The sequence below is a fragment of the Tenacibaculum sp. M341 genome (assembly GCF_004337695.1).
GTDB lineage: Bacteria > Bacteroidota > Bacteroidia > Flavobacteriales > Flavobacteriaceae > Polaribacter.
The window spans coordinates 121,121-142,964 of sequence record NZ_SJXJ01000005.1 but is presented as its reverse complement, the minus strand read 5'-3'; the positions used below and the strand labels follow the sequence as shown (position 1 = coordinate 142,964).

Below are 21,844 nucleotides of genomic sequence, written 5' to 3'. Positions count from 1 at the left end.
GCAGATTTATTTTTTATTTTTCAACAAAATAATTAACAAAAGTATTCCTAGTAAGACTGATTCTTTTTATTAATCTGATTTACATAATTATTTTTTATATTTGATGAAACGTCATTTAAGACACAAGTTAACTAATATTAAAAAATTATGAGCAAATTCGACGAAAAAGTAGAACTGTACAAAAACTTTATGAATAATAAAGGTATAAGTTTTGATGCAGATTTATTGACAGCCGTTACTAAAGGATTAGGTCCTTCTATTTACAAAAGAGACGCTGAAACTGTTTCAGGAACTGATGCAAAGGAACTTGAAACTGTTAAGAAGAACTTTTTAATTAAAAAATTAGGATTAGAGGATGGTCCTAAATTAGATGAGGCTATCTCTGAAGTTTTAGAGCAAATTGGTACTTCTGAAAGAAGTAAGTATCGTGCGGCAGTTTACTATCTTTTAACTAAAAAGTTTGGTAAAGAATCTGTTTACGGACTATAATTCGTAGTATATAAGAAAAAAGAAACCTCTTTTCATTGTGAAAAGAGGTTTTATATTTTTAAGAATCAATTTACTTTTTTATTTAAAAAAAGAATCTACAAATTCGTATTTATTAAATACCTGAAGATCATCTATTCCTTCTCCTACTCCAATATACTTTACAGGAATTTTAAATTGATCAGAAATACCAATTACCACTCCTCCTTTTGCTGTTCCGTCTAATTTAGTTACTGCTAATGAGGTTACTTCAGTAGCTTTTGTAAACTGTTTTGCTTGCTCAAAAGCATTTTGACCTGTTGAACCATCTAAAACTAATAATACGTCATGAGGAGCATCCCCTACAACTTTTTGCATCACTCTTTTTATTTTAGTTAACTCATTCATTAAGTTAACTTTGTTATGCAAACGTCCAGCAGTATCAACAATAATTACATCAGCTCCCTGATTTACACCAGACTGTAATGTATCAAAAGCAACAGAAGCAGGATCAGATCCCATTTCCTGTCTTACTATTGGCACATCAACTCTATCAGCCCAAACTTGTAATTGATCAATTGCAGCCGCTCTAAATGTGTCTGCTGCACCTAATACAACCTTCAATCCTTTCTTTTTAAACTGAGAAGCTAATTTACCTATTGTAGTTGTTTTTCCTACTCCATTCACTCCTACAACCATTAAAACATAAGGTTTTTTATTCTCAGGTATTACAAAATCTGTTTCGTTACCAACATTGGTTTCCGATAAAAGATTCGCAATCTCTTCTCTAAGTATAGCGTTTAACTCTTCAGTACCTAAATATTTATCTCTAGCAACTCTTTCTTCAATCCTATCAATAATTTTTAAAGTAGTATCAACTCCAACATCAGATGACACTAACACCTCTTCTAAATTATCTAAAACATCATCATCTACCTTTGATTTACCTGCAACAGCTTTTGAAAGCTTAGAAAAAAAGCTTTGCTTAGATTTCTCTAATCCTTTATCTAAGGTTTCTTTTTTCTCTTTTGAAAATATGTTTTTGAAAAAACTCATAGTTATTATTATGTTCGATTAGTTGAGTGTTAAAAATTATACCAGTTTTAAAATACGGTCAAATTGTCACTAAAACACCAATTTCAAATATATTTTCTGGTAATTTTTACTCAAAAATGGAGTTTTTTGAAAAAATTACATGAAATAAAAACACATTTAAAAACAGGTTTAACCCAATTTAAAATATATAACACTCAAAAATACAGTTTTAAATATAAAAAAAGCTACTTTCAAAAAAATGAAAGTAGCTTTCTTTTAAACTGTATACAAGAATTACTTTTTAGCTAAAAAGTCTTTTACTTGTGTAGGATCCATAATAGACTCAACAAATGTATAAGCACCACTCTTAGGAGACTTTACCATTTTGATAGCCTTAGTTAATCTTTTTGAACCTGTTTGTAACGTTGCTACTGATTTCTTTGCCATGACCTACTTATTTTATTTCTTTATGAACTGTCATCTTCTTTAAGATTGGATTAAATTTCTTTAATTCCATTCTATCAGGAGTATTCTTTTTATTCTTTGTTGTGATGTAACGAGAAGTTCCAGGCTGCCCAGAAGCTTTATGCTCAGTACACTCTAATATAACTTGAACTCTGTTCCCTTTTTTTGCCATCTCTAAAAATTTTTATGCGGTAAAATTACTTTGTTAAGAAACCTTTTTCTCTAGCCTCTTTGATAACGGCAGTAATTCCTTTTTTATTAATATTTTTTAATGCAGAAGCAGATACTTTTAACTTTACCCATTTATCTTCTTCTGGAATATAGAAACGCTTAGTCATTAAATTAGCGTTGAATTTTCTTTTAGTCCTGTTTAAAGCGTGAGATACATTGTTACCTACCATCGCTTTTTTTCCTGTTAATTCACAAACTCTAGACATCTTCTTGACAGTTTTAAGTGTTATTTCTAAACGAGGTGCAAATATACGCATTTTTAAAGATATAAAACAAAATATATTAGCTTTTATTTTATGTATTATTTTTCAACAATAGAGATAATGCTTTATTTACGGTCTTATTTATCACTTTTTCTCTAGGGCTTCCAAAATTAAACTCATGTACCTCAACCCCAGTGTTTGTAGCTATTCCAATGTAAACTAAGCCTACTTCTTTATCATTATTATCTTTAGTTGGACCTGCATTTCCAGTTACAGATACAGCAAAATCAGTTTGCATTTTTTTTCTGGCATTTATAGCCATCAATTCAGCAACTTCTTTACTTACTACAGATTTTTCTTCAATTAGCTCTTTAGGAATATCTAATAATGATTGTTTTAAAAGTGCCGAATACACAACCATTCCTCCTTTAAAATAACCCGATGCTCCAGGAACACTAACTAATGCTGAAGCTATTTTACCTCCAGTTAAGCTTTCTGCTGTTGCTAATGTTTTATTTTCTGATTTAAATTTCTCTCCAACTTGCTTTTCTAGAGTATCTGCATCGAATCCTACTATAATATCTGGTAATAATTCTTTTAGTTTTTCTAACTCCAATGCTAAGGTTTCTTCCAACAACACCTTATCAATTCCTTTTGCAGATAATCTCAAACGTACTCTTCCAAAAGAAGGAAGATAAGCCAGTTTTATAAAAGAAGGTAAATTATTCTCAAAATCTACTATCCTATTTGCTATTGCTGTTTCTCCTTGTCCTACTGTGTGTATTGTTTTATGATATATAAAAGGTAATTCAAATGTTGTTTGCAATTTTGGTAAAACTTCATTTGTCATCAGCCCTTTCATTTCATAAGGAACCCCTGGTAATGAAACAAACACAGTATTATTCTCATAAAACCACATTCCTGCTGCAGTACCTAATCTATTTTTTAATAATGTTGCTTTAGACGGCAATAATGCTTGTCCTTTTTGAGATTCATGAACATAAGGCACGTCAAATCTTTTAAATAATTCTTTGATATGCTGAGTAATCTCAGGGTAATTTACAAGTTCAGTATCATTAAAATATTCTGCTATTGTTATTTTAGTGATATCGTCGTTTGTAGGACCTAAACCTCCAGTTATTATCACTATATCTACTCTATTTTCTGCTTCTTTTAAAGCATTCAATATATGTTGCTTTTCATCTTGAATAGATGATATTTGGTAGACAGAAACTCCTATTTTATTTAATTCTTGACCTATCCACTGTGAATTCGTATCTACTATTTGTCCTATGAGAATTTCATCTCCAATAGTTATTATTTCTGCATTCATAATAATGACAGTATCTATTTATTTTTATTATTTGTGATAGAAAATCGTTTTAAAAGAAAGAAAAATAAAGCTGAAAAAAGTAATCCTAATAATACAGAATACAACTCGTGTATATATCTATTAATTCTAAATAGATAATCAGTAAAACAAATATAAATTAACACATACGTTAAAACTCCAACTATTGGCATTATACCCCCAGTAATTGTGTATATAATTTTATTCTTTCCATATTTTTTTGCTAACCTATAAAACAGGTAACCTGTAAATACAATCTGAATAAGGAGAAAAATTGTGATTATCATTATATCAATACTATTACAAATTCATTTCGTCTTTCTTTCCAATATCTTCTACTGAAACTATATTTTGATTGTTTTTGAAATTGCTTTCCATCAACTTATATGCTATACCAGAAATCATTACTGAAACAGGAATTGTAAAACAAGCCGTAATGGTTTCATTAAAAGCATGTACTCTAATCCATACATTTGTAAGAGTAACAATGATAAAGCTGGATAAAAAATAAGTGATTAAGAAAATAAAAACACCTAACAACGTATTCAAAAAAACACTTCTCTCATACTTGCGAGATAACCTGTAGAAGAAAAAACTGATAAATATTAGTCCTAAAAAAAGAAAAAACACCATGTTAATTATTTAAAAATTAACTTCATCATCTTTTCTACCAATTTCATCTATTAAATTACCACCCAATGCTGGTTGTTCTTTTTTCCATTTCTTTTCTAGTATAACATATAATATGTAGCAACTTAATAAACCTATCGGTATTGAAATAATCGATAATAAAAGTTCATTACCAGTATCTAAAAAATCTGATTCTAAAACGACCATAAAAAGTCCTAAAAGCACTCCAAATGAAAGTATACCTGCATAATAAATAGCCACACCCAATATGGCATATCCCCACATACTTTTATCATAATCTTCAGCTAAAGTATAAAACTTTTTTCCTATGAAGTAAATTAATAGTAATCCTAACATATCTTTTTCTTATTTTATTTTTATTTCAAACGCTTGTTTTCCTTGAATAATGCCTGTTAACACATCATTTTCTTGAACCTTACCAACTCCAGCAGGTGTACCTGTAAAAATAATATCTCCTTTTTTTAAAGTAAAATATTGAGATACATAACTTACTAGTTCATCTATTTTCCAAAGCATTGTTTTAGTGTTTCCATCTTGAACAACCTCTCCATTCTTTTTTAACTGAAAAGATATATTTTCCATATCGAACTCTTCTTTCGGATAAAACTCTCCTACCACTGCACTTCCGTCAAAAGCTTTAGCTTTTTCCCAAGGCAATCCTTTCTCTTTACATTTTGCCTGTACATCTCTTGCAGTTAAATCAATACCTAAACCAACAGTATCATAATATTTATGAGCAAACTTAGTCGCAATATGTTTTCCAACCTTATTTATTTTAACCAATACTTCTACTTCGTAATGAACATTATCTGAAAAAGTAGGAATAAAAAAAGGCATCTTTTTAGGTAATATTGCCGAATCTGGTTTTAAAAACACTACGGGATGTTCTGGCTTTTCATTAGCTAACTCTTCTATGTGTTTTGCATAATTACGACCGATGCATATTATTTTCATACTTTTTATTTTCTATGTTAATCTATTTTATTTTTTTATCATTTGATTATTCTCCTGATTCAGGAAATACAATAGCTCTGTTATCTGAAACTATCACTCTATGCTCTAAATGACACTTTACAGCTCTTGCTAGCACCAATCTTTCTATGTCTGCTCCTATTTGTTTTAATGTTTTTGGAGTACTTTCATGAGTAATCCTTTCTACATCTTGCTCTATAATTGGACCTTCATCCAAATCTACTGTTGCATAATGGGCTGTAGCTCCAATAAGTTTCACTCCTCTTTCATAAGCCCTTCTGTATGGATTTGCTCCTTGAAAAGCAGGTAAAAACGAATGATGAATATTAATTATTTTTTCTGCATACTGATTTATAAAACCTTCTGATAAAATTTGCATGTAACGAGCCATGACTACTAAATCTATATTATGTTCTTCTAATAAACCTATAACTTGAGCTTCTTGCTGTTGTTTAGTTTCTTTGGTAATTGGTAAATGAAAATAAGGAATACCAAACATTTCTGCTATATACCTTAATTTATCGTGATTACTTATAATTAAACCAATATTACAATCTAATACACCTTCTCTATGTCGTTCTAACAAGTCATATAAACAATGCGTGGTGTGAGAAACCATTATTGCTACGTTTTGCTGTTCACTTTCATAATGAACCGACCATTTACACTGTAAAGGCACCGCCAACTCGTCAAACTTCTTCTCTAATTCTTCTTTTAAAATAGTAGTTCCTTCTGCATCTACTCTAATACGCATATAATATCTATCTGCTTCAGCATTTACATACTGCTGGCAACTAACAATATTGAATCTTTCAGAATAAAAAAGATTGGTAACTTTTGCTAAAATTCCTTTTTGGTCAGGGCATTTGATAAGAAATGTTACAATTTGAGATTTCATAGGTTAATTAGAAATTAGTGATTACAATTTATTATTTTGATTCAGTTGAATATTTTAAACTTGAACCAAAAATACAAATTGGCAGTTAATCTTCGAAAAACTGCCAACTTTATATACATTTTAATTATTGATCTCTATGGAATCCATTTTTTATCAAAATTAGGCTTACGTTTTTCTAAAAACGCATCTCTACCTTCTTTAGCTTCATCTGTCATATAAGCTAAACGAGTTGCTTCTCCTGCAAATACTTGCTGACCAACCATTCCATCGTCAGTTAAATTCATTGCAAACTTTAACATTTTGATAGATGTTGGTGATTTTGCTAAAATTTCTTGTGCCCACTCATAAGCTGTTGTTTCTAACTCATCATGAGGAATTACAGCATTTACCATTCCCATTTCATAAGCTTCTTGAGCCGAATAGTTTCTACCTAAGAAAAAGATTTCACGGGCTTTTTTCTGACCTACCATTTTTGCTAAATATGCAGAACCATATCCTCCATCAAAAGAAGTTACATCAGCATCAGTTTGCTTAAAAATAGCGTGTTCTTTACTAGCTAATGTTAAATCGCAAGTAACATGTAAACTATGACCACCACCAACTGCCCAACCTGGAACTACCGCAATTACTGCTTTAGGCATAAAACGAATTAAACGCTGAACTTCTAAAATATTTAAACGATGGTAGCCATCTTGTCCAACATATCCTTGATGACCTCTAGCTTTTTGATCTCCTCCAGAACAAAAACTCCATATACCATCTTTAGTTGAAGGACCTTCCGCAGATAATAACACAACTCCTATTGAAGTATCTTCATGTGCATCGTGAAAAGCATCTAATAATTCAGCCGTCGTATGCGGACGAAAAGCATTTCTTACATTAGGTCTGTTAAAAGCAATTCTAGCTACACCATTACACTTTTTGTAGGTAATATCTGAATACTCTTTAACAGTTTTCCAGTCTATCTGTATCATAATTTGAAAAAAAAATCGTTATTTAGAAAAACAAAAATACTATAATATAGTTTAGTATCTTTATTCTTAATAAGAAACACATACAGTACATGAAAAATTTTGTTTTAATAAGCTTTATTTGTTTGAGTTATTCCCTATTTGCTCAAAAAATTATTACTAAAAAAATAGTCTCACAAGAATTTAATAGAGATCGTATTGCTAAAATTTATGTTCCTGAAGAACATGAGACTGATACCATTCGTAAATATCCTGTGGCTATTGTGTTGGATGATGACTATTTATTTGATATTTATGTGGGGAATTCTAAAATTTATGCAAACGCTGATTTAACTCCAAAACAAATTGTAGTTGGATTAGATGTGGATTCTAGATTTAATCAAGATGTTTCTATTGTTAAAAAGAGTGGAAACTTAACTACCGTTTCTAAAAAGTTTTACAATTACATAAAAAAAGAACTAATTCCATACTTAGAAGCAAACTATAAAACTTCTCCATATTTTACAATCGTTGGAGATAGAGATGCTGGTAACTTTTTACTTCACTTTTTAAAAGAACAAAATCCTATTTTTAATTCGTACGTTTCTATTTCGCCTAAATTATCGCCTCAAACACTGCGTTTGGTCAGTAATTTTGATTTAAAAAGACTGGATGAGATAGACAACCAATTTTATTTATATGTAAGTTCTAATCCTTATGAAAAACAGGAAAGAAAGGAATTACATCAACAGTTAAAAAAAGGATTAGAAGAACTTGGTACCGAAAAACTTCATATTGCTTTTAATGATTTTAAAGGAGAAGCTAACAAACCAACAGCCTTAGTAAAAGCATTACCAGATGCCTTTACCAATATTTTTGAATTATATCCTAGAATTTCTAAGGAAGAATATGATGAAAAAATCAAAGATTTAGATCCGTTAGAAGCTATCAAATATTTAGAATCTAAATACTTAGAAATTGAATATTTATATGGAACTAATTTAAATGTTCGTTTTCAAGATATTTATGCAATTGAAGGAATTGTTATTGACAAGTTAGATGGAGATTATTTAAGAGTTTTAGGTGATTTTGTAATGATTAAACACCCTAAATCTCATCTTGGAGAATATTACGTAGGTAAATACCATGAGCTTGGTAAAGATTATGAAAAAGCTTTATTCTATTACAAAGAAGCTTATGGAAAAATGGAGTTATCTGATAAAAACACCGAGGCTTTTTATGAAAACATTATTAGAGTTGAGGAAGCTTTAAAAAGCATGCCTAAAGAACAACCTTTAGATGAACTTCCATTAGAAGATGAAGAGGAAAACAATGATGAGGAAGAGGAAGAAAACTCTGATGATAATGAAGATGATGACAAATAATCAATTAGGAATTTTGATATAAAACTAAAAAGAGCAATGATTTTTAAAAATCATTGCTCTTTTTAATTATTGAAGATTTATTTATTATTAGTTAATCCTCCAAGATATTCCAGTACTTAAAGTAAGATACTCATTAGTATTAACTCCGTGTCCTGCTAGAAAATCTAACTGAAAATCTTTATTAACTAAGTACGAAAAACCTGCATTCATACTCACCGCTATTTTTGGAAACACATATCTATTAAAACCTCCGTAAGCTTCTAAAAATGTAGACCATTTATCATTAATAGCATATGATAAATTGAAAGTGTATATACCTTCAAAATAGGTAATCTCACTCTCTTCTTCGTTACCTTCAGAATCTGTTTCGGTTATAATGCTTTTTTCTAAATCGACATTAACACCAAAATTTAAAGTATAACTTAACCTTTCATTTAATGAATAATTCAATATAAATAAGAATGTAGAAAAAGCCTTATCGGTTTCAAACTTATCACTTGGTACAGTTACACTAGCCAAAAAAGCTGTAGAAGGCATCATATTATCTCCTTCAAAAATATTAAACTTGGCTCCTAAGTTAAAACTTGTTACACCTGGAGTATAAAGATCTGTTTCGTTAAACAAGTATGATCCTCCTCCATTTATTTCTATTCTTTCCGTAATTCCAAAACGTAAAAAAGTACTAGAGGTATAACTCTGATCGTTATTTGAAAAACTTAAACCTGTTTCTATTTGCCCTATATTTTTACCCACAGTAAATACACTAATTGCATTACCTGGTCTTCCTGAATCTATATTTTCTTGATATTGAGCATAGGAGTTTAGGCATAGAGCCATTAAGACAATAAGAAAAAAACTTTTCTTTTTCATTTGAGGTATTTATTTTTTGATTAATTCTATTCTATCGTCAAAAATCTGAATCTTTCTTTGCTTATACAAATTTCCGACAGCTCTTTTAAAAGCTTTTTTACTCATTTGTAAATGAAATTTTATAGACTCTGGTGAACTCTTATCTGTTAACAATAAAACGCCCTTATCTTCTAACTTTTTCAATAACGTATCTACATCGTTGTCAATTACGTTTCTAAATCCTTGTGGAGTTAATGAAACATCAATTTTTTCATCTTCTCTGATCTTTTTTATGTAACCAACGGTTTTCATTCCTTCCTCCAAATCAGAAAAAACTTCATTCTCATAAATCAAACCTTCATAAGATTCATTAATTAAAACACTATATCCTAAGGCCGATCTCACTCCTATTATTAAGTCTACCTTATCTCCTTCTTGTAATTCCATTATAAACTTTTAAAATATTGTTGCAAAGCTACATCGTTTTTATCTGATGGAGTAAAGATTTCTAAAATCTTTGGCTTTGCTGATGTTTTATAAAAATGATTTAAATTATCTTTTAATTCACTTAAACTTTCGGTTGCACAATAATCAAACCCATACATTTCTGCTAAATGTACTGCTGTTAAATTATGTGGAGTTTCAAAATACGATAACGCATTTGTCTTTTTAGGACCTGGTATAATTTTAAAAATTCCTCCGCCTGAATTATTAATCAGAATAATTCTAAAATCAGCAGGAATATTTGCATTCCACAATGCATTACTATCATAAAAGAAACTTAAATCACCTGTAATTAACGTTGTTCTTAATTTGCTTGCAAATGCAGCTCCTATTGCTGTTGAAGTACTTCCATCAATTCCACTTGTTCCTCTATTACAAAAAACCTCAATAGTTGGATTCACCTTAAACAATTGCATGTACCTTATAATAGAACTATTACTTACCTGCACTTGTGAATTATCTGGAATTGAAAGTAACACACTTTCAAACACTTTTAAATCACAATACTCTGCATTCTTTAAAAACTCTGTGTGATGCTGAACTCTTAAAGCTTTTTCTTTCAACCAAACTGACTGATAATCGCTTGATATTTTTCTAATATGCGTTGATAAGTTATTTAAAAACACAGATCCTTTCTCTTGAATGAATGATGTCAAACAGAAATAAGTATCCATTTTAGTTAACTCATCAATATGCCAATGTTTCTTAGGTTGATACTTTCTTAAAAACTGTTTTATTCGTTTAGAAACCACCATTCCGCCCAACGTAATTAATAAATCAGGTTGTAAGTTTTTAAATTCTTCTTCATCTAACTTTGAAATTAGATTATCTATTGAATTGATAAACTTATCATCTTTTACATTTGAGGTAGTCTCTGTCAATATTAAAACAGATGGATCTTCTTTATAAAAATCCAGTACTTGCTGTAATTTTTTAGAAGGATAATGAACTCCTATTAAAATTAATTTTCTTTCAGAGTTATTCCAAACATCAGAAAAGTGCTTATAATCGATATCATTATCTACAGTTAAAACTTGTTCATTAAAAACAAATTCTTTTAGATTATCAACAGTCTCATATATTGGCTCATTAAAAGGCACATTGATATGTACTGGTCCTTTTTTAAGTATTGAAGTATGAATAGCTTGAGTTACTAATTCAGAATTCTCTTGCAACAACTCTTCGTTTTCAATTAAATTGGCTGTGTATAAAATATGATTTTCAAACACATTCTCCTGACGAATTGTTTGTCCATCTCCAATATCTATTAAATGTTTTGGTCTATCCGCAGAAATAACTATCAAAGGAATTTTACTGTAAAAAGCCTCTGCAATAGCTGGATAATAATTTAATAACGCAGAACCAGAAGTACAAACTATTGCTACTGGTTGCTGTTTTTGTTGTGCAATTCCCATGGCAAAAAAAGCGGCACAGCGTTCGTCAACTACACTCAACGTTTCTATACCTTCAACATTAGAGAAACCAATTGTCAAAGGAGCATTTCTAGACCCTGGTGAAATTACTACAGTATCAATATTAAAATTTTGACACGCAGAAATCACCAATTGTGCTAATTGTTTTTTTGGATACATTTAAGATAATTACTTAATAGCAAATTTACGAAGTAGTATGTTCTTTTCAATAGCAAAGTATAAAGTTACTCTTTTTTATAATGATTAAAAAAAAGCCAGAAAGAAAGTTAACTTCGTAGTAACTTTTAACTTTCTGACTCTAAAACTCTATTACTTAGTTTTTATTAGTTTCCTTTTTTGTAATCTGCTAAAAACTTTTCTAAACCAATATCAGTTAAAGGGTGCTTTAACAATCCTTCAATAGCTTTTAACGGACCAGTCATTACATCTGCACCAATCTTAGCACAATCTATAACGTGCATTGTATGGCGAACAGACGCAGCTAAAATTTCTGTTTCAAACATATAGTTATCATATATCTGACGAATTTCTTGGATTAAATTTAATCCGTCAGTAGAAATATCATCTAAACGACCAATAAATGGAGAAACATAAGTTGCTCCTGCTTTAGCAGCTAATAAAGCTTGTCCTGCAGAAAAAACTAAAGTTACATTAGTTTTTATTCCTTTATCAGAAAAATACTTACATGCTTTTACTCCATCAGCAATCATTGGTAACTTAACTACAATTTGAGGATCTAATGCAGCTAACGCTTCTCCTTCTTTTACCATTCCTTCAAAATCTGTAGAAATTACTTCAGCAGAAACATCTCCATCAACTATATCACAAATTGCCTTGTAATGGTTTATAATATTCTCTTCTCCTGTAATCCCTTCCTTAGCCATTAACGAAGGATTTGTAGTTACTCCATCTAAAATACCTAAAGCTTGTGCTTCACGAATTTGATCTAAGTTTGCTGTATCTATAAAAAATTTCATCTAATTGTATAATTAATGAGTTGTGTTATTTTGGGCAAAATTACAATTTTAAAAGTTTCTTTTTGATGTTAAACTAATTAGATTTTAAAATGACTTTTTAACAATACCAATTGCGTTATAAATTGCTGTTTTTTATCAATTAATTAATACACAATTCATCTTCAATTGAATTTTAATCGAGTATTTTTGAATTCAAAATCAAAACGCTTAGCAATGAATTTATCTGATGTAAAACTTGTGGTTACTGATATGGACGGAACTTTACTAAACTCTAAACACGAGGTTAGTAATGATTTTTTTGAATTATTTAAAAAACTAACCGATCATGAAATTTTATTTGTTGCAGCAAGCGGAAGACCTTTATATGGTATTACTGATAAATTAAACAGTATTAAGGATGATATTGTTATAGTTGCAGAAAATGGAGGTTTAGTAATGAAAGAAGACAAACTTTTACTTTCAAATCCACTAGAAAAAGAGAATCTTCAGCTCATAACTAATATTATCAACTCTATTGAGGGTGCAAATACCGTTTTTTGTACTAAAGACAAGGCTTACACCAATAGTTCCTCTAAAAAACTACTTGATTTACTAGCTGAATATTACGCTAATTTTGAAATTATTGATAGCATTAATCAAATCAAAGAACCTGTATACAAAACAGCTATATACCATGAAGTAAGTGCTGAAAAATATTTGTATCCACACTTTAAACATTTGGAAGACAATTTTAAAGTTAAAGTTTCTGCTAATCATTGGGTAGACATTTCAGAAAACAATGCAAATAAAGGACATGCAATTCAATTAATACAAAAACTCCACGATATTACACCTGAGCAAACTGTTGTTTTTGGCGATTACTTTAATGACATAGAAATGCTTAAAAGTGCTCATTTTAGTTATGCCATGGAAAATGCACATCCAACGGTAAAAGAAACAGCAAATTACGCCACAAAAACCAATGACGAAAATGGTGTAGAGTTTATTTTAAATCAAATAATTACAGAAAAAGAAAAATTATAGTTTATAGTGATTCATAATTAGTTTTTCATACACTCTGTCTGGTAAAATCCTTTTTAAAACAATAGAAAAACGTTCCATAAAAGCTGCTATCTTATAGTGAATTTTAGGATTTTTTGATTCTATTATTTTGTGAATAGAGGTTGCCATTACTTGAGGATCCAAACCTTTGTCAACATATTCATCCGCAACTTTTAAACTCAAACTATACGTTTCTTTGTAAGCTGAATCGTCTTTAACAGGAGTATAATATCTTCCTGAAGCAATATTAGTTGCAAAACTTCCTGGGGCTACATTAATAACGTTTATCCCAAACTTCTTCACCTCCATACTTATAGATTCTGTTAAAATCTCTAAAGCACATTTACTAGAAGAGTAGATACCTCTAAAAGGCAAACCTGAATAACCTGCTATGGAAGTAATATTTATTATCAAGCCTGATTTTTGCTTTCGCATCACTGGTAATACTTTTTTTATTACTGAAATTACACCAAAAAAATTAGTATCAAAAGCCTTTTTAATCTCTTCCATAGGAGTATCTTCTAATGCTCCCATAATACCTTTTCCAGCATTATTAATAAGCACATCCAATTTTCCCTCTTTTTTTACAACAGTATCAATTGCTTTTTCTATGGAAACATCATCTAAAACATCTAATTGAACCATTTCAAAAGAAACACCAGTTACTTTATCAGGATTTCTACTAGTACCATATACTTTGTAATTCTTTTCTTGAAGATAATTAGCTACTGATTTTCCTAATCCAGAAGAAGCTCCTGTTATTAAAACAACTTTAGACATTTTTACATTTTTTGGTTACACAAATTTATAAAACCAAGTATATATATTTATTACTTTTTTAAAACTATTTTACACCAAAAAACAAGCATCATAATAACACAGTATTAAACATTGAAACAAACTACTGCAAACAAAACAATTTGCGTTTTACACACAATCTTTTAATTTTTATCCTTTTAAATGACAAAAAAAGTATAATTCTTACCCTTTTTTGTGTTTTTTTCATCAAAAGATTTTGAGGTTTTTTAAAAAAAAGTTACTTTCGGATTTGAAAACATAATTTATACATTCCCATAAAACATTTGAATCATGAATAAATTGTTTGTGCTAGCTTTATCTTTTACGTTCTTAGTATCTTGTGGAGATAAAGAAGAACCCAAAGACGAGTATTTAGTTCTTTCTGGTAAAGTAGAGAACTTTAGAAAGCGAAAAATAGAAATTACGAACGACTATAACGGTTTTAAAAAAGATATTAGTTTCGACAGAAAGAGTAAAACTTTCTCTGACACATTAAGAAATTTTGAAGCTGGACATTACAGTATTAAAGTAGGTAGAAGAAATGTAAATTTATATTTAAGTACTGCTAAAGACTTACAAGAAAGTCTTGAAATAATTGTTGATGCAAAAAAACGTACAGAAGACCCTGTGTTTAAAGGTAAAAATGCTGCAATCAATGCTTATTTAGCTGAACGTGAAAAGAAAGCTGCTTTATTATTAGGTAACATCCGTAAACTTTATGCTTTAAATGAAGATGAGTTTTTATCTAAAATGGATGAATTTAAATCTAATTTAGAAGATTTAGCTGCTTCATCTAATTTACCTGCTGATTATTTAGCAAATGAGAAAAACAATATTCATTACCAATTTGCATTAGGTATCAAAAACTACCAAAACTTCCATAGAATTGTTTATGGTGATGATGATTTTGTAGTTTCTGATAACTTCCCAAATGACATTCCTAACAAAGTTAGTTTTGACTCTAATTCAGACTATGCTTTTTCTAATTGGTACAGAGATTTAATCAAAAGACGTTTAGACGATAAAACGAATGCAAAAAAGAAAGAAAATGAAGATTTTGATTTCGATTTAGCATATTTAGAAACTGTTCAAACTGAGGTAAATGATACTTTGGTAAAAAATCATTTAATTCATAGTGCTGCTACAGAGAGTATCACTTATACTTCAAACTTAAATGAGTATTTCAAAAAGTACATGAATTACTCTACAAATAAGGAGAATAAAAAAGAAATCCAAGATCTTTACAACAAGTTAAAATTAACTGCAAAAGGTCAACCGTCTCCTAAATTTGAGAAACTAGATAATTACAAAGGAGGAAAAACTTCTTTAGATGATTTAACTGGTAAAGGTAAATACATATACATTGATGTTTGGGCTACTTGGTGTGGTTTCTGTAAAAAAGAAATCCCATTATTAAAGAGATTCGAACAACAATTCCATGATAAAAACATTGAATTTGTGAGTTTAAGTGTAGACAAGCCTGTTAATAAAGAAAAATGGAAAAAAACTATCGTTGACAGAGAGATGGGTGGTGTTCAACTTTTTGCGGGTAAAACTGAAAAAGATTTCCAGTTTACAAAAGACTACTTAATTAAAGGTTTACCTAGATTCATTTTAATTGATCCTGATGGCAACATTGTTTCTGCAAATGCTCCAAGACCTAGTGATGGTGACAAATTAGTAACTCTGCTAGAAGAGCTTTTAGAAGAAGGAGAGCATAGTATGTAATAAGATACACAAACAAAAAATATATAAAGCGACAAAGTTTTACTTTGTCGCTTTTTTTTGTAAAAAAGATAAATTTTCTACACATCATTTAACATAAAAATTTTCGCTAAAAAGAAAAAAAATCAGTAATTGGCCCCTCAATCAATAAATCCTAAAAACAAGTTCATGAAAAAACTATTCCCCATTGTTTTACTATTATTATTAATCACTTCTTGTGGTGGTAAAAAACAAATTAAAGAAGATCGATTTTTAATTCTTTCTGGTAAAATCACAAACTTTAGAAAAAGCAAAATCAAAATCACCAATGACTATGGCTTTGAAAAAGAAATTCGCTTTAATAGAAAAAAGAAAACATTTAAAGACACTTTACGCAAGTTAGACCCTGGACATTACACCATCGAAATTGGCAAAAGAAAAGTTAAAATATATTTAGATTCTTTAAAAAACTTAAACGAGAATATAAATATAGTTGTCAATGCCAAAAGAAAAACTGTTGATCCTGTTTTTACAGGTAGCAATGCTAATATTAACAACTTCTTAATTGAGCGAGAAAAAAAATCGAAACTTTTATTAGGTGATGTAAGAAAGTTATTTAAGCTTAAAGAAGATCAATTCTTATCTAAAATGGATAAATTCAAATCTGAATTAATCGATTTAGCTGAAACCTCTAATTTACCAACAGATTACTTAACTAAGGAAAAAAACAACATTCATTATGAATTCGCTCTAGGTATTAAAAACTATCAACCTGCTCATAGAATTTTATTTGGAGATGACAACTTTGTTGTTTCTGATAATTTTCCAAAAGACGTGTATGAAAGCATCGATTTAAATGCTAGTCAAGATTATTTATTTTCTAAATCTTACAGAGATATTATCAAAAAACACATTGACGATACCATTAACGCAAACAGACCTAATGATGCTCCTTTTGACTTTGAGTTAGCTTATTTAAAAACGGTTAATTCAGAATTTAATAATCCAATTATTAAAAACCATTTATTATTTGATTTCTCGTATAGATACATAAGTATTGTAGACGATTTAAATGAATTTTATAATAGTTATAAAAGTTTCTCTACAAACGAAGCTAATAACAAAAAAATAGATCTCTTATACGATAAATTAAAACTAACTGCGAAAGGACAACCTTCCCCTATTTTTGAAAATATTGAAAATTATGATGGTAGTAAAACTTCTTTAACAGACATAACTGGAAAAGGAAAGTACGTATACATTGATATTTGGGCTACTTGGTGTAGTTTTTGTAAAAGAGAGATTCCTTTATTAAAAAGATTCGAACAACAATTTCACGACAAAAACATAGAATTTGTTAGTATTAGTGTTGACAAAGCTTCTGACAAAAATAAATGGAAGAAAACAATTGTAGACAGAGAAATGGGAGGTATTCAGCTTTTCTCTGGAAAAACTCAAGACGAATTTCAATTCACTAAAGATTATTTGGTAAAAGCATTACCTAGATTTATTTTAATAGATCCTGATGGTAATATTGTTAGTCCAAATGCTCCTAGACCTAGTGATGGCGATAAATTAATTACGTTAATTGAAGATTTAATTGACGATACTGAAAACAGTATTTAACAAAATAAAAAAAGCTAGAATTTGTAAAATTCTAGCTTTTTTTATTTTGTTATCTATCTTAAAAACTATTATCTCCATCTAACAAATCTCCAATACCACCTAAAATACTACCTTCACCTCTACTTCCTCCGCTTCTTGGAGCCATTGACAGTACTCTACCTGCCAACCTGCTAAATGGTAATGATTGAATAAAAACAGTTCCCGGTCCTCTTAAAGAAGCAAAAAATAATCCTTCTCCTCCAAAAATTGTATTCTTAATCCCGCCAACAAATTCAATATCATAATCTACATCTTTTGTAAAACCAACAATACAACCAGTATCTACTCGTAAAACCTCACCTGGTTGCAATACTTTTTTAGCCATTGTTCCACCTGCATGAATAAAACCTAAACCGTCACCTTCCATCTTTTGCATAATAAAACCTTCTCCTCCAAAAATACCTCTACCTAATTTCCTCGAAAACTCAATACCAATAGACACACCTTTAGCTGCGCATAAAAAAGCATCTTTCTGACAAATAAACTTACCTCCAAACTCTGTTAAATCAATTGGTATAATTTTACCTGGATACGGAGATGCAAAAGAAACTTGCTTTTTACCATGACCAATATTTGTAAAAACTGTCATAAATAAATTCTCTCCAGTTAGAATTCGCTTTCCTGCAGAAAAAATCTTTCCAAGGATACCTTTTTCTTGGTTTGATCCATCTCCTAAAATTGTATTCATTTGAATATCTGAATCCATCATCATAAAACTACCACTCTCCGCTACTACTCCTTCCTCTGGATCTAATTCGATTTCTACATATTGCATTTCTTCACCGTAAATACGGTAATCTATTTCGTGTGCTTCTTTTTGGTAAAACATAAATTGTATTTTTTTTGATTAGACTAAGTTTTAATGATTTCGTTACGATTTAACTTTTACGCTCCATTCAAAATTAAACTTTGAAACAGAAATTCCTTCCTCATTAAATCCTTCTGAAGTTAATACAACCGTTTGCCCTTCTTTAGTATCAATAGCTTTTTGAATTGTTTCTCTTATCAAACCGGCTTGATTACACTCAAAGCGTATTATACCTGTTGCTTTTTTAGTAAAAGTAGCATCCATATTTGTAACCAACATAGAAATTTTCTTTCCTGAATTTTGTATTTCTCTTACCATTAAAATTCCTGTAGCAAACTCTGCCGCCATACCTTGCACTGCCCAAAACATCGATTTAAAAGGATTTTGATTCATCCATCTATGTTTTACTTTTATCACTGACTTCTCCTCATCTAACAACACTACCCTTACACCAGTAATAAAAGCAGATGGTAGTTTAAACAATAAGAACAAATTGACTTTTGAGGGTGTAAACTTCATATACATTAATTATTTAACTGCAATGTAAAGCTTTTTTGAACACAATTTTCTATGTAATAAGCTTTTAAAAATGTTAAAATTTGTTAAATTTTAGTACTATGCATTGCATAATACCTTTTTTTAACCATATATTTGCAATGTACAGTATTATATACATTATAATTATGAAAGAAAATAAAGAAAACACAAATGCTTTTTTAATGCACATATCCTCTTTTGCAGGTTATTTATTTCCTTTTGGAAGTATTATTACACCTCTAATATTATGGCAAACACAAAAAGATAAAAGCACATTTTTAGACCAACATGGTAAAGAAGCTGTAAATTTTAATATTAGTTTTTCTCTATACATTTTTATTTTAAGTGCTTCTTTCTTTACTTTTTTTCTAAGAAATTTTTTCAATTTTTTAGATAGAATAGATCCTTACAACTATGATCACCATTTTACTTTTAATGGCATAGGTTTTGACTTTTTTGGCATTTTTTCAATAGTTGGTATTATATCAATTATTAAAATAGCCTTAATAATTATAGCAGCAATGAAAGCTAATAATGGAGAATATTACAAATATCCTTTCATTATAAAATTTATAAAATAACACCACTTTTTAATGAAGATAGAAAACACAAAAGCACAAATGCGAAAAGGAGTTTTAGAGTATTGCATCCTTTCTATTTTACAAAAAGGAGATGCATATACTTCTGAAATTTTAAAAGCATTGAAAAGTGCAGAAATGATTGTGGTTGAAGGTACAATTTACCCATTGTTAACACGACTTAAAAACGCAGGTTTATTATCGTACAGATGGGAAGAATCAACTTCTGGACCACCAAGAAAGTATTACGTTTTAACAGAAAACGGAAACATGTTTTTAAAAGAATTAGATAAAACATGGAATAATTTAGTAAACGCAGTAAATCAAGTAACAAGTACAAAATCAACGTCAGATGAATAAGACTATCAACATAAATTTAGGGGGATTCTTCTTTCATATAGATGAAAACGCCTATCAAAAATTAAAACGCTATTTAGATGCCATTTCGCGTTCTTTAAGCGATGATCCTCAAGGTAAAAATGAAATTATTTCAGATATAGAAGCTAGAATTAGCGAGTTGCTATCTGAAAGAATTACAGATGCTAGACAAGTTGTTAATGAAGGTGATATTGATGAAATTATTGCTATCATGGGACAGCCAGAAGATTATTCTGAAGCTGAAGAGAGCTATAGTGATGACTATACTTACAAAAGAAGAAAAACTGCAAGTAAAAAACTTTTCAGAGATACAAACGATAAGTTTTTAGGAGGTGTTGCTTCTGGTTTAGCCTATTACTCTAATATAGATACAATTTGGGTACGTTTAGCTTTTATTGTTTTAGTTGCAAGTGGTTTCTCTCCTTTAGTATACATTTTATTATGGGTTTTACTACCTGAAGCCAAAACAACCTCTGAAAAATTACAGATGCAAGGTGAACCTGTTAACATTGACAGCATAGAAAAAAAAATTCGTGACGAGATTGAATTCGTCTCAACGAAGCTAAAAAATGGAGCAAATGAGCTAACAGACAAGATTTCTAGTGCTGATTATGATAAATTAAAGAATCAGACAAAATCTGGATTACAAGATTTTTTAGATACTTTAGGCAAAATACTAGCCACTTTATTTAAAGTTTTTGGTAAATTCATAGGAGCACTACTGATCTTTGTTGCAGGAATTGTACTTATATCTTTTGTAATAGCCCTATTTTCTATGGGAAGTATAGAAATATTAGGGTTTGATGAAGGCTTTATTGAGTATCCTCCATTTTTTTACGACTCATTATTACCTAATTGGTTACTATCTCTTTTTGTGTTTTTAGCTATTGGGATTCCTTTTTTAGCTTTATTAATTTTAGGATTACGAATTTTATCTCCTAACATTAAAAAATTAAGTACAGCTACCTCACTATCATTGTTTGGTGTATGGTTAGTATCTATCTTCTTTATCTCTTTTGCGGGTATTGAATTTGCAACCTCAAAAGCACTTAATGGAGTTAATGTAAGCAAAGAAAACATTTCTATAAATAAAGGAACTCCTTTAAAGATAGCTGTTCAAAATAATGATAACATCTTTTATTTACATAATTTAGAAAGAAGAGATAACGCTGAAGAAGTGTATGTAGACGATAGCGAAGCTAAATATTCAAACAATGTAAAAATTAGTATTAAAAAAAGCGATTCTGATGAAGCTTATATAGAAATAAGAAAAGAATCTGAAGGGAGAAAAAGAAACATTGCTAACAAAAATGCTGAGAAAATAAGATACAACTTCAAGCAAGTTGAAAACAAACTTGTCTTTGATGCTTATTTTTTAAGTAATGTTAAAAACATATGGAAAGATGAAGAAGTTTACATTACAATTAACATTCCAGAAGGAACACCTGTATTTTTTGAAAACTCTTCTAAATACTTTTTATATCGTATAAATAATATTGACGATATATATGAATCAAAAATGGCAAATCATAATTTTGAAATGACATCAAAAGGATTTAAATGCATCGACTGTAAAAACAATAACGATTCAGATAATTCCAATAATGAAAGTTCTTACGATGATAACGAAACAGATAACGACAAGGACATTACATTTTTATTCGATAGTACTATTAACGATTTTAAAGCTGAATTTCACATCGACAAAAACACTACAAAAAACGAACTAGAAAAATTAATTCGTTGGTTTAAAAATAAACAAAACATAGATATCGAAATTGTTAGCTCTAAATTCAATAAAAATAAAAGCATTAATAAAATTCATTTAAATATAGATTGTAACGACGGGTACAACGGTGAAATTAAAATTACAAACGGCACTTTAGATGGAATTCCTGTTGGATTTAGAAGACTTTATAACACAGAAGATGAAAATTTAGCCTTTAAAATTTGGGGGAGTAAATAA

At 29.5% G+C, this 21,844-nt stretch carries 25 protein-coding genes; 8 read left to right on the top strand and 17 right to left on the bottom strand.

Translation table 11 applies throughout. The features are described 5' to 3' along the window. Window positions 1-147 precede the first annotated feature (147 nt). Window positions 148-489 (top strand): DUF2853 family protein, encoded by a 342-nt coding sequence (locus EYW44_RS07160; protein WP_132722984.1) that lies wholly within the window; start codon window positions 148-150, stop codon window positions 487-489. 78 nt (window positions 490-567) lie between these two features. On the opposite strand, the gene ftsY is transcribed toward EYW44_RS07160, so the two are convergent. From ftsY to EYW44_RS07110, 10 genes are all read right to left on the bottom strand, one after another. Then, the gene (ftsY, locus tag EYW44_RS07155; RefSeq protein WP_132722983.1) at window positions 568-1,521 is read right to left on the bottom strand and encodes a signal recognition particle-docking protein FtsY; all 954 of its coding nucleotides are present in this window, start codon (window positions 1,519-1,521) and stop codon (window positions 568-570) included. 273 nt (window positions 1,522-1,794) lie between these two features. Then, a complete protein-coding gene (locus EYW44_RS07150) occupies window positions 1,795-1,947 on the bottom strand; it encodes a DUF4295 domain-containing protein (protein ID WP_132722982.1) in 153 nt (50 codons plus the stop codon). A gap of 7 nt (window positions 1,948-1,954) precedes the next feature. Beyond that, the gene (rpmG, locus tag EYW44_RS07145) at window positions 1,955-2,137 is read right to left on the bottom strand and encodes a 50S ribosomal protein L33 (RefSeq protein ID WP_013070733.1); all 183 of its coding nucleotides are present in this window, start codon (window positions 2,135-2,137) and stop codon (window positions 1,955-1,957) included. 25 nt (window positions 2,138-2,162) lie between these two features. Beyond that, window positions 2,163-2,402: a 50S ribosomal protein L28 gene (gene rpmB / locus EYW44_RS07140; protein WP_132723116.1), complete on the bottom strand. Its 240-nt coding sequence runs from the start codon at window positions 2,400-2,402 to the stop codon at window positions 2,163-2,165. 88 nt (window positions 2,403-2,490) lie between these two features. Further along, window positions 2,491-3,732, bottom strand: coding sequence for a competence/damage-inducible protein A (locus EYW44_RS07135; protein WP_132722981.1), 1,242 nt, complete (start codon window positions 3,730-3,732; stop codon window positions 2,491-2,493). A 318-nt stretch (window positions 3,733-4,050) separates the two neighbouring features. After that, entirely contained in the window at window positions 4,051-4,383 is a 333-nt protein-coding gene (locus EYW44_RS07130; RefSeq protein WP_165872178.1) for a hypothetical protein, read from the bottom strand. Window positions 4,384-4,392: 9 nt separating this feature from the next. Further along, window positions 4,393-4,737, bottom strand: coding sequence for a hypothetical protein (locus EYW44_RS07125; RefSeq protein WP_132722979.1), 345 nt, complete (start codon window positions 4,735-4,737; stop codon window positions 4,393-4,395). Window positions 4,738-4,746: 9 nt separating this feature from the next. Then, a complete protein-coding gene (locus EYW44_RS07120; RefSeq protein ID WP_132722978.1) occupies window positions 4,747-5,355 on the bottom strand; it encodes a fumarylacetoacetate hydrolase family protein in 609 nt (202 codons plus the stop codon). Window positions 5,356-5,401: 46 nt separating this feature from the next. Next, complete coding sequence (gene purU / locus EYW44_RS07115) at window positions 5,402-6,271, bottom strand: formyltetrahydrofolate deformylase (RefSeq protein WP_132722977.1); 870 nt, start codon at window positions 6,269-6,271, stop codon at window positions 5,402-5,404. Window positions 6,272-6,405: 134 nt separating this feature from the next. After that, window positions 6,406-7,245, bottom strand: coding sequence for a 1,4-dihydroxy-2-naphthoyl-CoA synthase (locus EYW44_RS07110; protein ID WP_132722976.1), 840 nt, complete (start codon window positions 7,243-7,245; stop codon window positions 6,406-6,408). An 89-nt stretch (window positions 7,246-7,334) separates the two neighbouring features. On the opposite strand from EYW44_RS07110, the gene EYW44_RS07105 reads away from it, so the two are divergent. Continuing rightward, window positions 7,335-8,606, top strand: a complete 1,272-nt coding sequence (locus EYW44_RS07105; protein ID WP_132722975.1) for an alpha/beta hydrolase-fold protein — start codon at window positions 7,335-7,337, stop codon at window positions 8,604-8,606. Window positions 8,607-8,693: 87 nt separating this feature from the next. On the opposite strand, the gene EYW44_RS07100 is transcribed toward EYW44_RS07105, so the two are convergent. From EYW44_RS07100 to fsa, 4 genes are all read right to left on the bottom strand, one after another. After that, a complete protein-coding gene (locus EYW44_RS07100; RefSeq protein ID WP_132722974.1) occupies window positions 8,694-9,476 on the bottom strand; it encodes a transporter in 783 nt (260 codons plus the stop codon). 9 nt (window positions 9,477-9,485) lie between these two features. Beyond that, entirely contained in the window at window positions 9,486-9,902 is a 417-nt protein-coding gene (locus tag EYW44_RS07095) for a DNA-binding protein (RefSeq protein ID WP_132722973.1), read from the bottom strand. Further along, window positions 9,902-11,551: a 2-succinyl-5-enolpyruvyl-6-hydroxy-3-cyclohexene-1-carboxylic-acid synthase gene (menD, locus tag EYW44_RS07090; RefSeq protein WP_132722972.1), complete on the bottom strand. Its 1,650-nt coding sequence runs from the start codon at window positions 11,549-11,551 to the stop codon at window positions 9,902-9,904. The genes EYW44_RS07095 and menD overlap by 1 nt, the downstream gene beginning before the upstream one ends. 164 nt (window positions 11,552-11,715) lie before the next feature. Further along, complete coding sequence (fsa, locus tag EYW44_RS07085) at window positions 11,716-12,369, bottom strand: fructose-6-phosphate aldolase (RefSeq protein WP_132722971.1); 654 nt, start codon at window positions 12,367-12,369, stop codon at window positions 11,716-11,718. Between the two features lie 213 nt (window positions 12,370-12,582). Between fsa and EYW44_RS07080 the strand changes: the two genes are divergently transcribed. Next, entirely contained in the window at window positions 12,583-13,392 is an 810-nt protein-coding gene (locus EYW44_RS07080) for an HAD family hydrolase (RefSeq protein WP_132722970.1), read from the top strand. On the opposite strand, the gene EYW44_RS07075 is transcribed toward EYW44_RS07080, so the two are convergent. Further along, window positions 13,387-14,190, bottom strand: a complete 804-nt coding sequence (locus EYW44_RS07075) for an SDR family oxidoreductase (protein ID WP_132722969.1) — start codon at window positions 14,188-14,190, stop codon at window positions 13,387-13,389. The genes EYW44_RS07080 and EYW44_RS07075 overlap by 6 nt on opposite strands. A gap of 309 nt (window positions 14,191-14,499) precedes the next feature. On the opposite strand from EYW44_RS07075, the gene EYW44_RS07070 reads away from it, so the two are divergent. Continuing rightward, a complete protein-coding gene (locus EYW44_RS07070) occupies window positions 14,500-15,936 on the top strand; it encodes a TlpA family protein disulfide reductase (protein ID WP_132722968.1) in 1,437 nt (478 codons plus the stop codon). Between the two features lie 165 nt (window positions 15,937-16,101). Further along, complete coding sequence (locus tag EYW44_RS07065; RefSeq protein WP_132722967.1) at window positions 16,102-17,538, top strand: TlpA family protein disulfide reductase; 1,437 nt, start codon at window positions 16,102-16,104, stop codon at window positions 17,536-17,538. Between the two features lie 58 nt (window positions 17,539-17,596). On the opposite strand, the gene EYW44_RS07060 is transcribed toward EYW44_RS07065, so the two are convergent. Together EYW44_RS07060 and EYW44_RS07055 are read right to left on the bottom strand one after the other, a co-directional pair. Then, window positions 17,597-18,406 (bottom strand): TIGR00266 family protein, encoded by an 810-nt coding sequence (locus EYW44_RS07060; RefSeq protein WP_132722966.1) that lies wholly within the window; start codon window positions 18,404-18,406, stop codon window positions 17,597-17,599. A gap of 42 nt (window positions 18,407-18,448) precedes the next feature. Next, window positions 18,449-18,904 carry a DUF4442 domain-containing protein gene (locus EYW44_RS07055; protein WP_132722965.1) on the bottom strand — a complete coding sequence of 152 codons (456 nt, stop codon included), beginning with the start codon at window positions 18,902-18,904 and terminating at the stop codon, window positions 18,449-18,451. 164 nt (window positions 18,905-19,068) lie between these two features. Between EYW44_RS07055 and EYW44_RS07050 the strand changes: the two genes are divergently transcribed. The 3 genes from EYW44_RS07050 to EYW44_RS07040 are packed head-to-tail and all read left to right on the top strand — an operon-like array spanning window position 19,069 to window position 21,844. Continuing rightward, the gene (locus EYW44_RS07050; protein ID WP_132722964.1) at window positions 19,069-19,503 is read left to right on the top strand and encodes a DUF4870 domain-containing protein; all 435 of its coding nucleotides are present in this window, start codon (window positions 19,069-19,071) and stop codon (window positions 19,501-19,503) included. 12 nt (window positions 19,504-19,515) lie between these two features. Next, complete coding sequence (locus EYW44_RS07045) at window positions 19,516-19,860, top strand: PadR family transcriptional regulator (protein ID WP_132722963.1); 345 nt, start codon at window positions 19,516-19,518, stop codon at window positions 19,858-19,860. After that, on the top strand, window positions 19,853-21,844 hold the full coding sequence (locus EYW44_RS07040; protein WP_132722962.1) for a PspC domain-containing protein: 1,992 nt from the start codon (window positions 19,853-19,855) through the stop codon (window positions 21,842-21,844). Before EYW44_RS07045 ends, EYW44_RS07040 begins: the two co-directional genes overlap by 8 nt.

What these genes read in the sequence shown, in the direction of transcription:
- EYW44_RS07080 (WP_132722970.1), top strand. Translation starts at nt 12,583, where the DNA reads ATGAATTTATCTGATGTAAAACTTGTGGTTACTGATATGGACGGAACT.
- EYW44_RS07105 (WP_132722975.1), top strand. Translation starts at nt 7,335, where the DNA reads ATGAAAAATTTTGTTTTAATAAGCTTTATTTGTTTGAGTTATTCCCTA.
- EYW44_RS07040 (WP_132722962.1), top strand. Translation starts at nt 19,853, where the DNA reads ATGAATAAGACTATCAACATAAATTTAGGGGGATTCTTCTTTCATATA.
- menD (WP_132722972.1), bottom strand. Translation starts at nt 11,551, where the DNA reads ATGTATCCAAAAAAACAATTAGCACAATTGGTGATTTCTGCGTGTCAA.
- EYW44_RS07125 (WP_132722979.1), bottom strand. Translation starts at nt 4,737, where the DNA reads ATGTTAGGATTACTATTAATTTACTTCATAGGAAAAAAGTTTTATACT.
- EYW44_RS07045 (WP_132722963.1), top strand. Translation starts at nt 19,516, where the DNA reads ATGAAGATAGAAAACACAAAAGCACAAATGCGAAAAGGAGTTTTAGAG.
- rpmB (WP_132723116.1), bottom strand. Translation starts at nt 2,402, where the DNA reads ATGTCTAGAGTTTGTGAATTAACAGGAAAAAAAGCGATGGTAGGTAAC.
- EYW44_RS07055 (WP_132722965.1), bottom strand. Translation starts at nt 18,904, where the DNA reads ATGAAGTTTACACCCTCAAAAGTCAATTTGTTCTTATTGTTTAAACTA.
- EYW44_RS07160 (WP_132722984.1), top strand. Translation starts at nt 148, where the DNA reads ATGAGCAAATTCGACGAAAAAGTAGAACTGTACAAAAACTTTATGAAT.
- rpmG (WP_013070733.1), bottom strand. Translation starts at nt 2,137, where the DNA reads ATGGCAAAAAAAGGGAACAGAGTTCAAGTTATATTAGAGTGTACTGAG.
- EYW44_RS07135 (WP_132722981.1), bottom strand. Translation starts at nt 3,732, where the DNA reads ATGAATGCAGAAATAATAACTATTGGAGATGAAATTCTCATAGGACAA.
- EYW44_RS07095 (WP_132722973.1), bottom strand. Translation starts at nt 9,902, where the DNA reads ATGGAATTACAAGAAGGAGATAAGGTAGACTTAATAATAGGAGTGAGA.
- EYW44_RS07065 (WP_132722967.1), top strand. Translation starts at nt 16,102, where the DNA reads ATGAAAAAACTATTCCCCATTGTTTTACTATTATTATTAATCACTTCT.
- EYW44_RS07120 (WP_132722978.1), bottom strand. Translation starts at nt 5,355, where the DNA reads ATGAAAATAATATGCATCGGTCGTAATTATGCAAAACACATAGAAGAG.
- EYW44_RS07075 (WP_132722969.1), bottom strand. Translation starts at nt 14,190, where the DNA reads ATGTCTAAAGTTGTTTTAATAACAGGAGCTTCTTCTGGATTAGGAAAA.
- purU (WP_132722977.1), bottom strand. Translation starts at nt 6,271, where the DNA reads ATGAAATCTCAAATTGTAACATTTCTTATCAAATGCCCTGACCAAAAA.
- EYW44_RS07050 (WP_132722964.1), top strand. Translation starts at nt 19,069, where the DNA reads ATGAAAGAAAATAAAGAAAACACAAATGCTTTTTTAATGCACATATCC.
- EYW44_RS07150 (WP_132722982.1), bottom strand. Translation starts at nt 1,947, where the DNA reads ATGGCAAAGAAATCAGTAGCAACGTTACAAACAGGTTCAAAAAGATTA.
- EYW44_RS07060 (WP_132722966.1), bottom strand. Translation starts at nt 18,406, where the DNA reads ATGTTTTACCAAAAAGAAGCACACGAAATAGATTACCGTATTTACGGT.
- fsa (WP_132722971.1), bottom strand. Translation starts at nt 12,369, where the DNA reads ATGAAATTTTTTATAGATACAGCAAACTTAGATCAAATTCGTGAAGCA.
- EYW44_RS07110 (WP_132722976.1), bottom strand. Translation starts at nt 7,245, where the DNA reads ATGATACAGATAGACTGGAAAACTGTTAAAGAGTATTCAGATATTACC.
- EYW44_RS07130 (WP_165872178.1), bottom strand. Translation starts at nt 4,383, where the DNA reads ATGGTGTTTTTTCTTTTTTTAGGACTAATATTTATCAGTTTTTTCTTC.
- EYW44_RS07070 (WP_132722968.1), top strand. Translation starts at nt 14,500, where the DNA reads ATGAATAAATTGTTTGTGCTAGCTTTATCTTTTACGTTCTTAGTATCT.
- EYW44_RS07100 (WP_132722974.1), bottom strand. Translation starts at nt 9,476, where the DNA reads ATGAAAAAGAAAAGTTTTTTTCTTATTGTCTTAATGGCTCTATGCCTA.
- ftsY (WP_132722983.1), bottom strand. Translation starts at nt 1,521, where the DNA reads ATGAGTTTTTTCAAAAACATATTTTCAAAAGAGAAAAAAGAAACCTTA.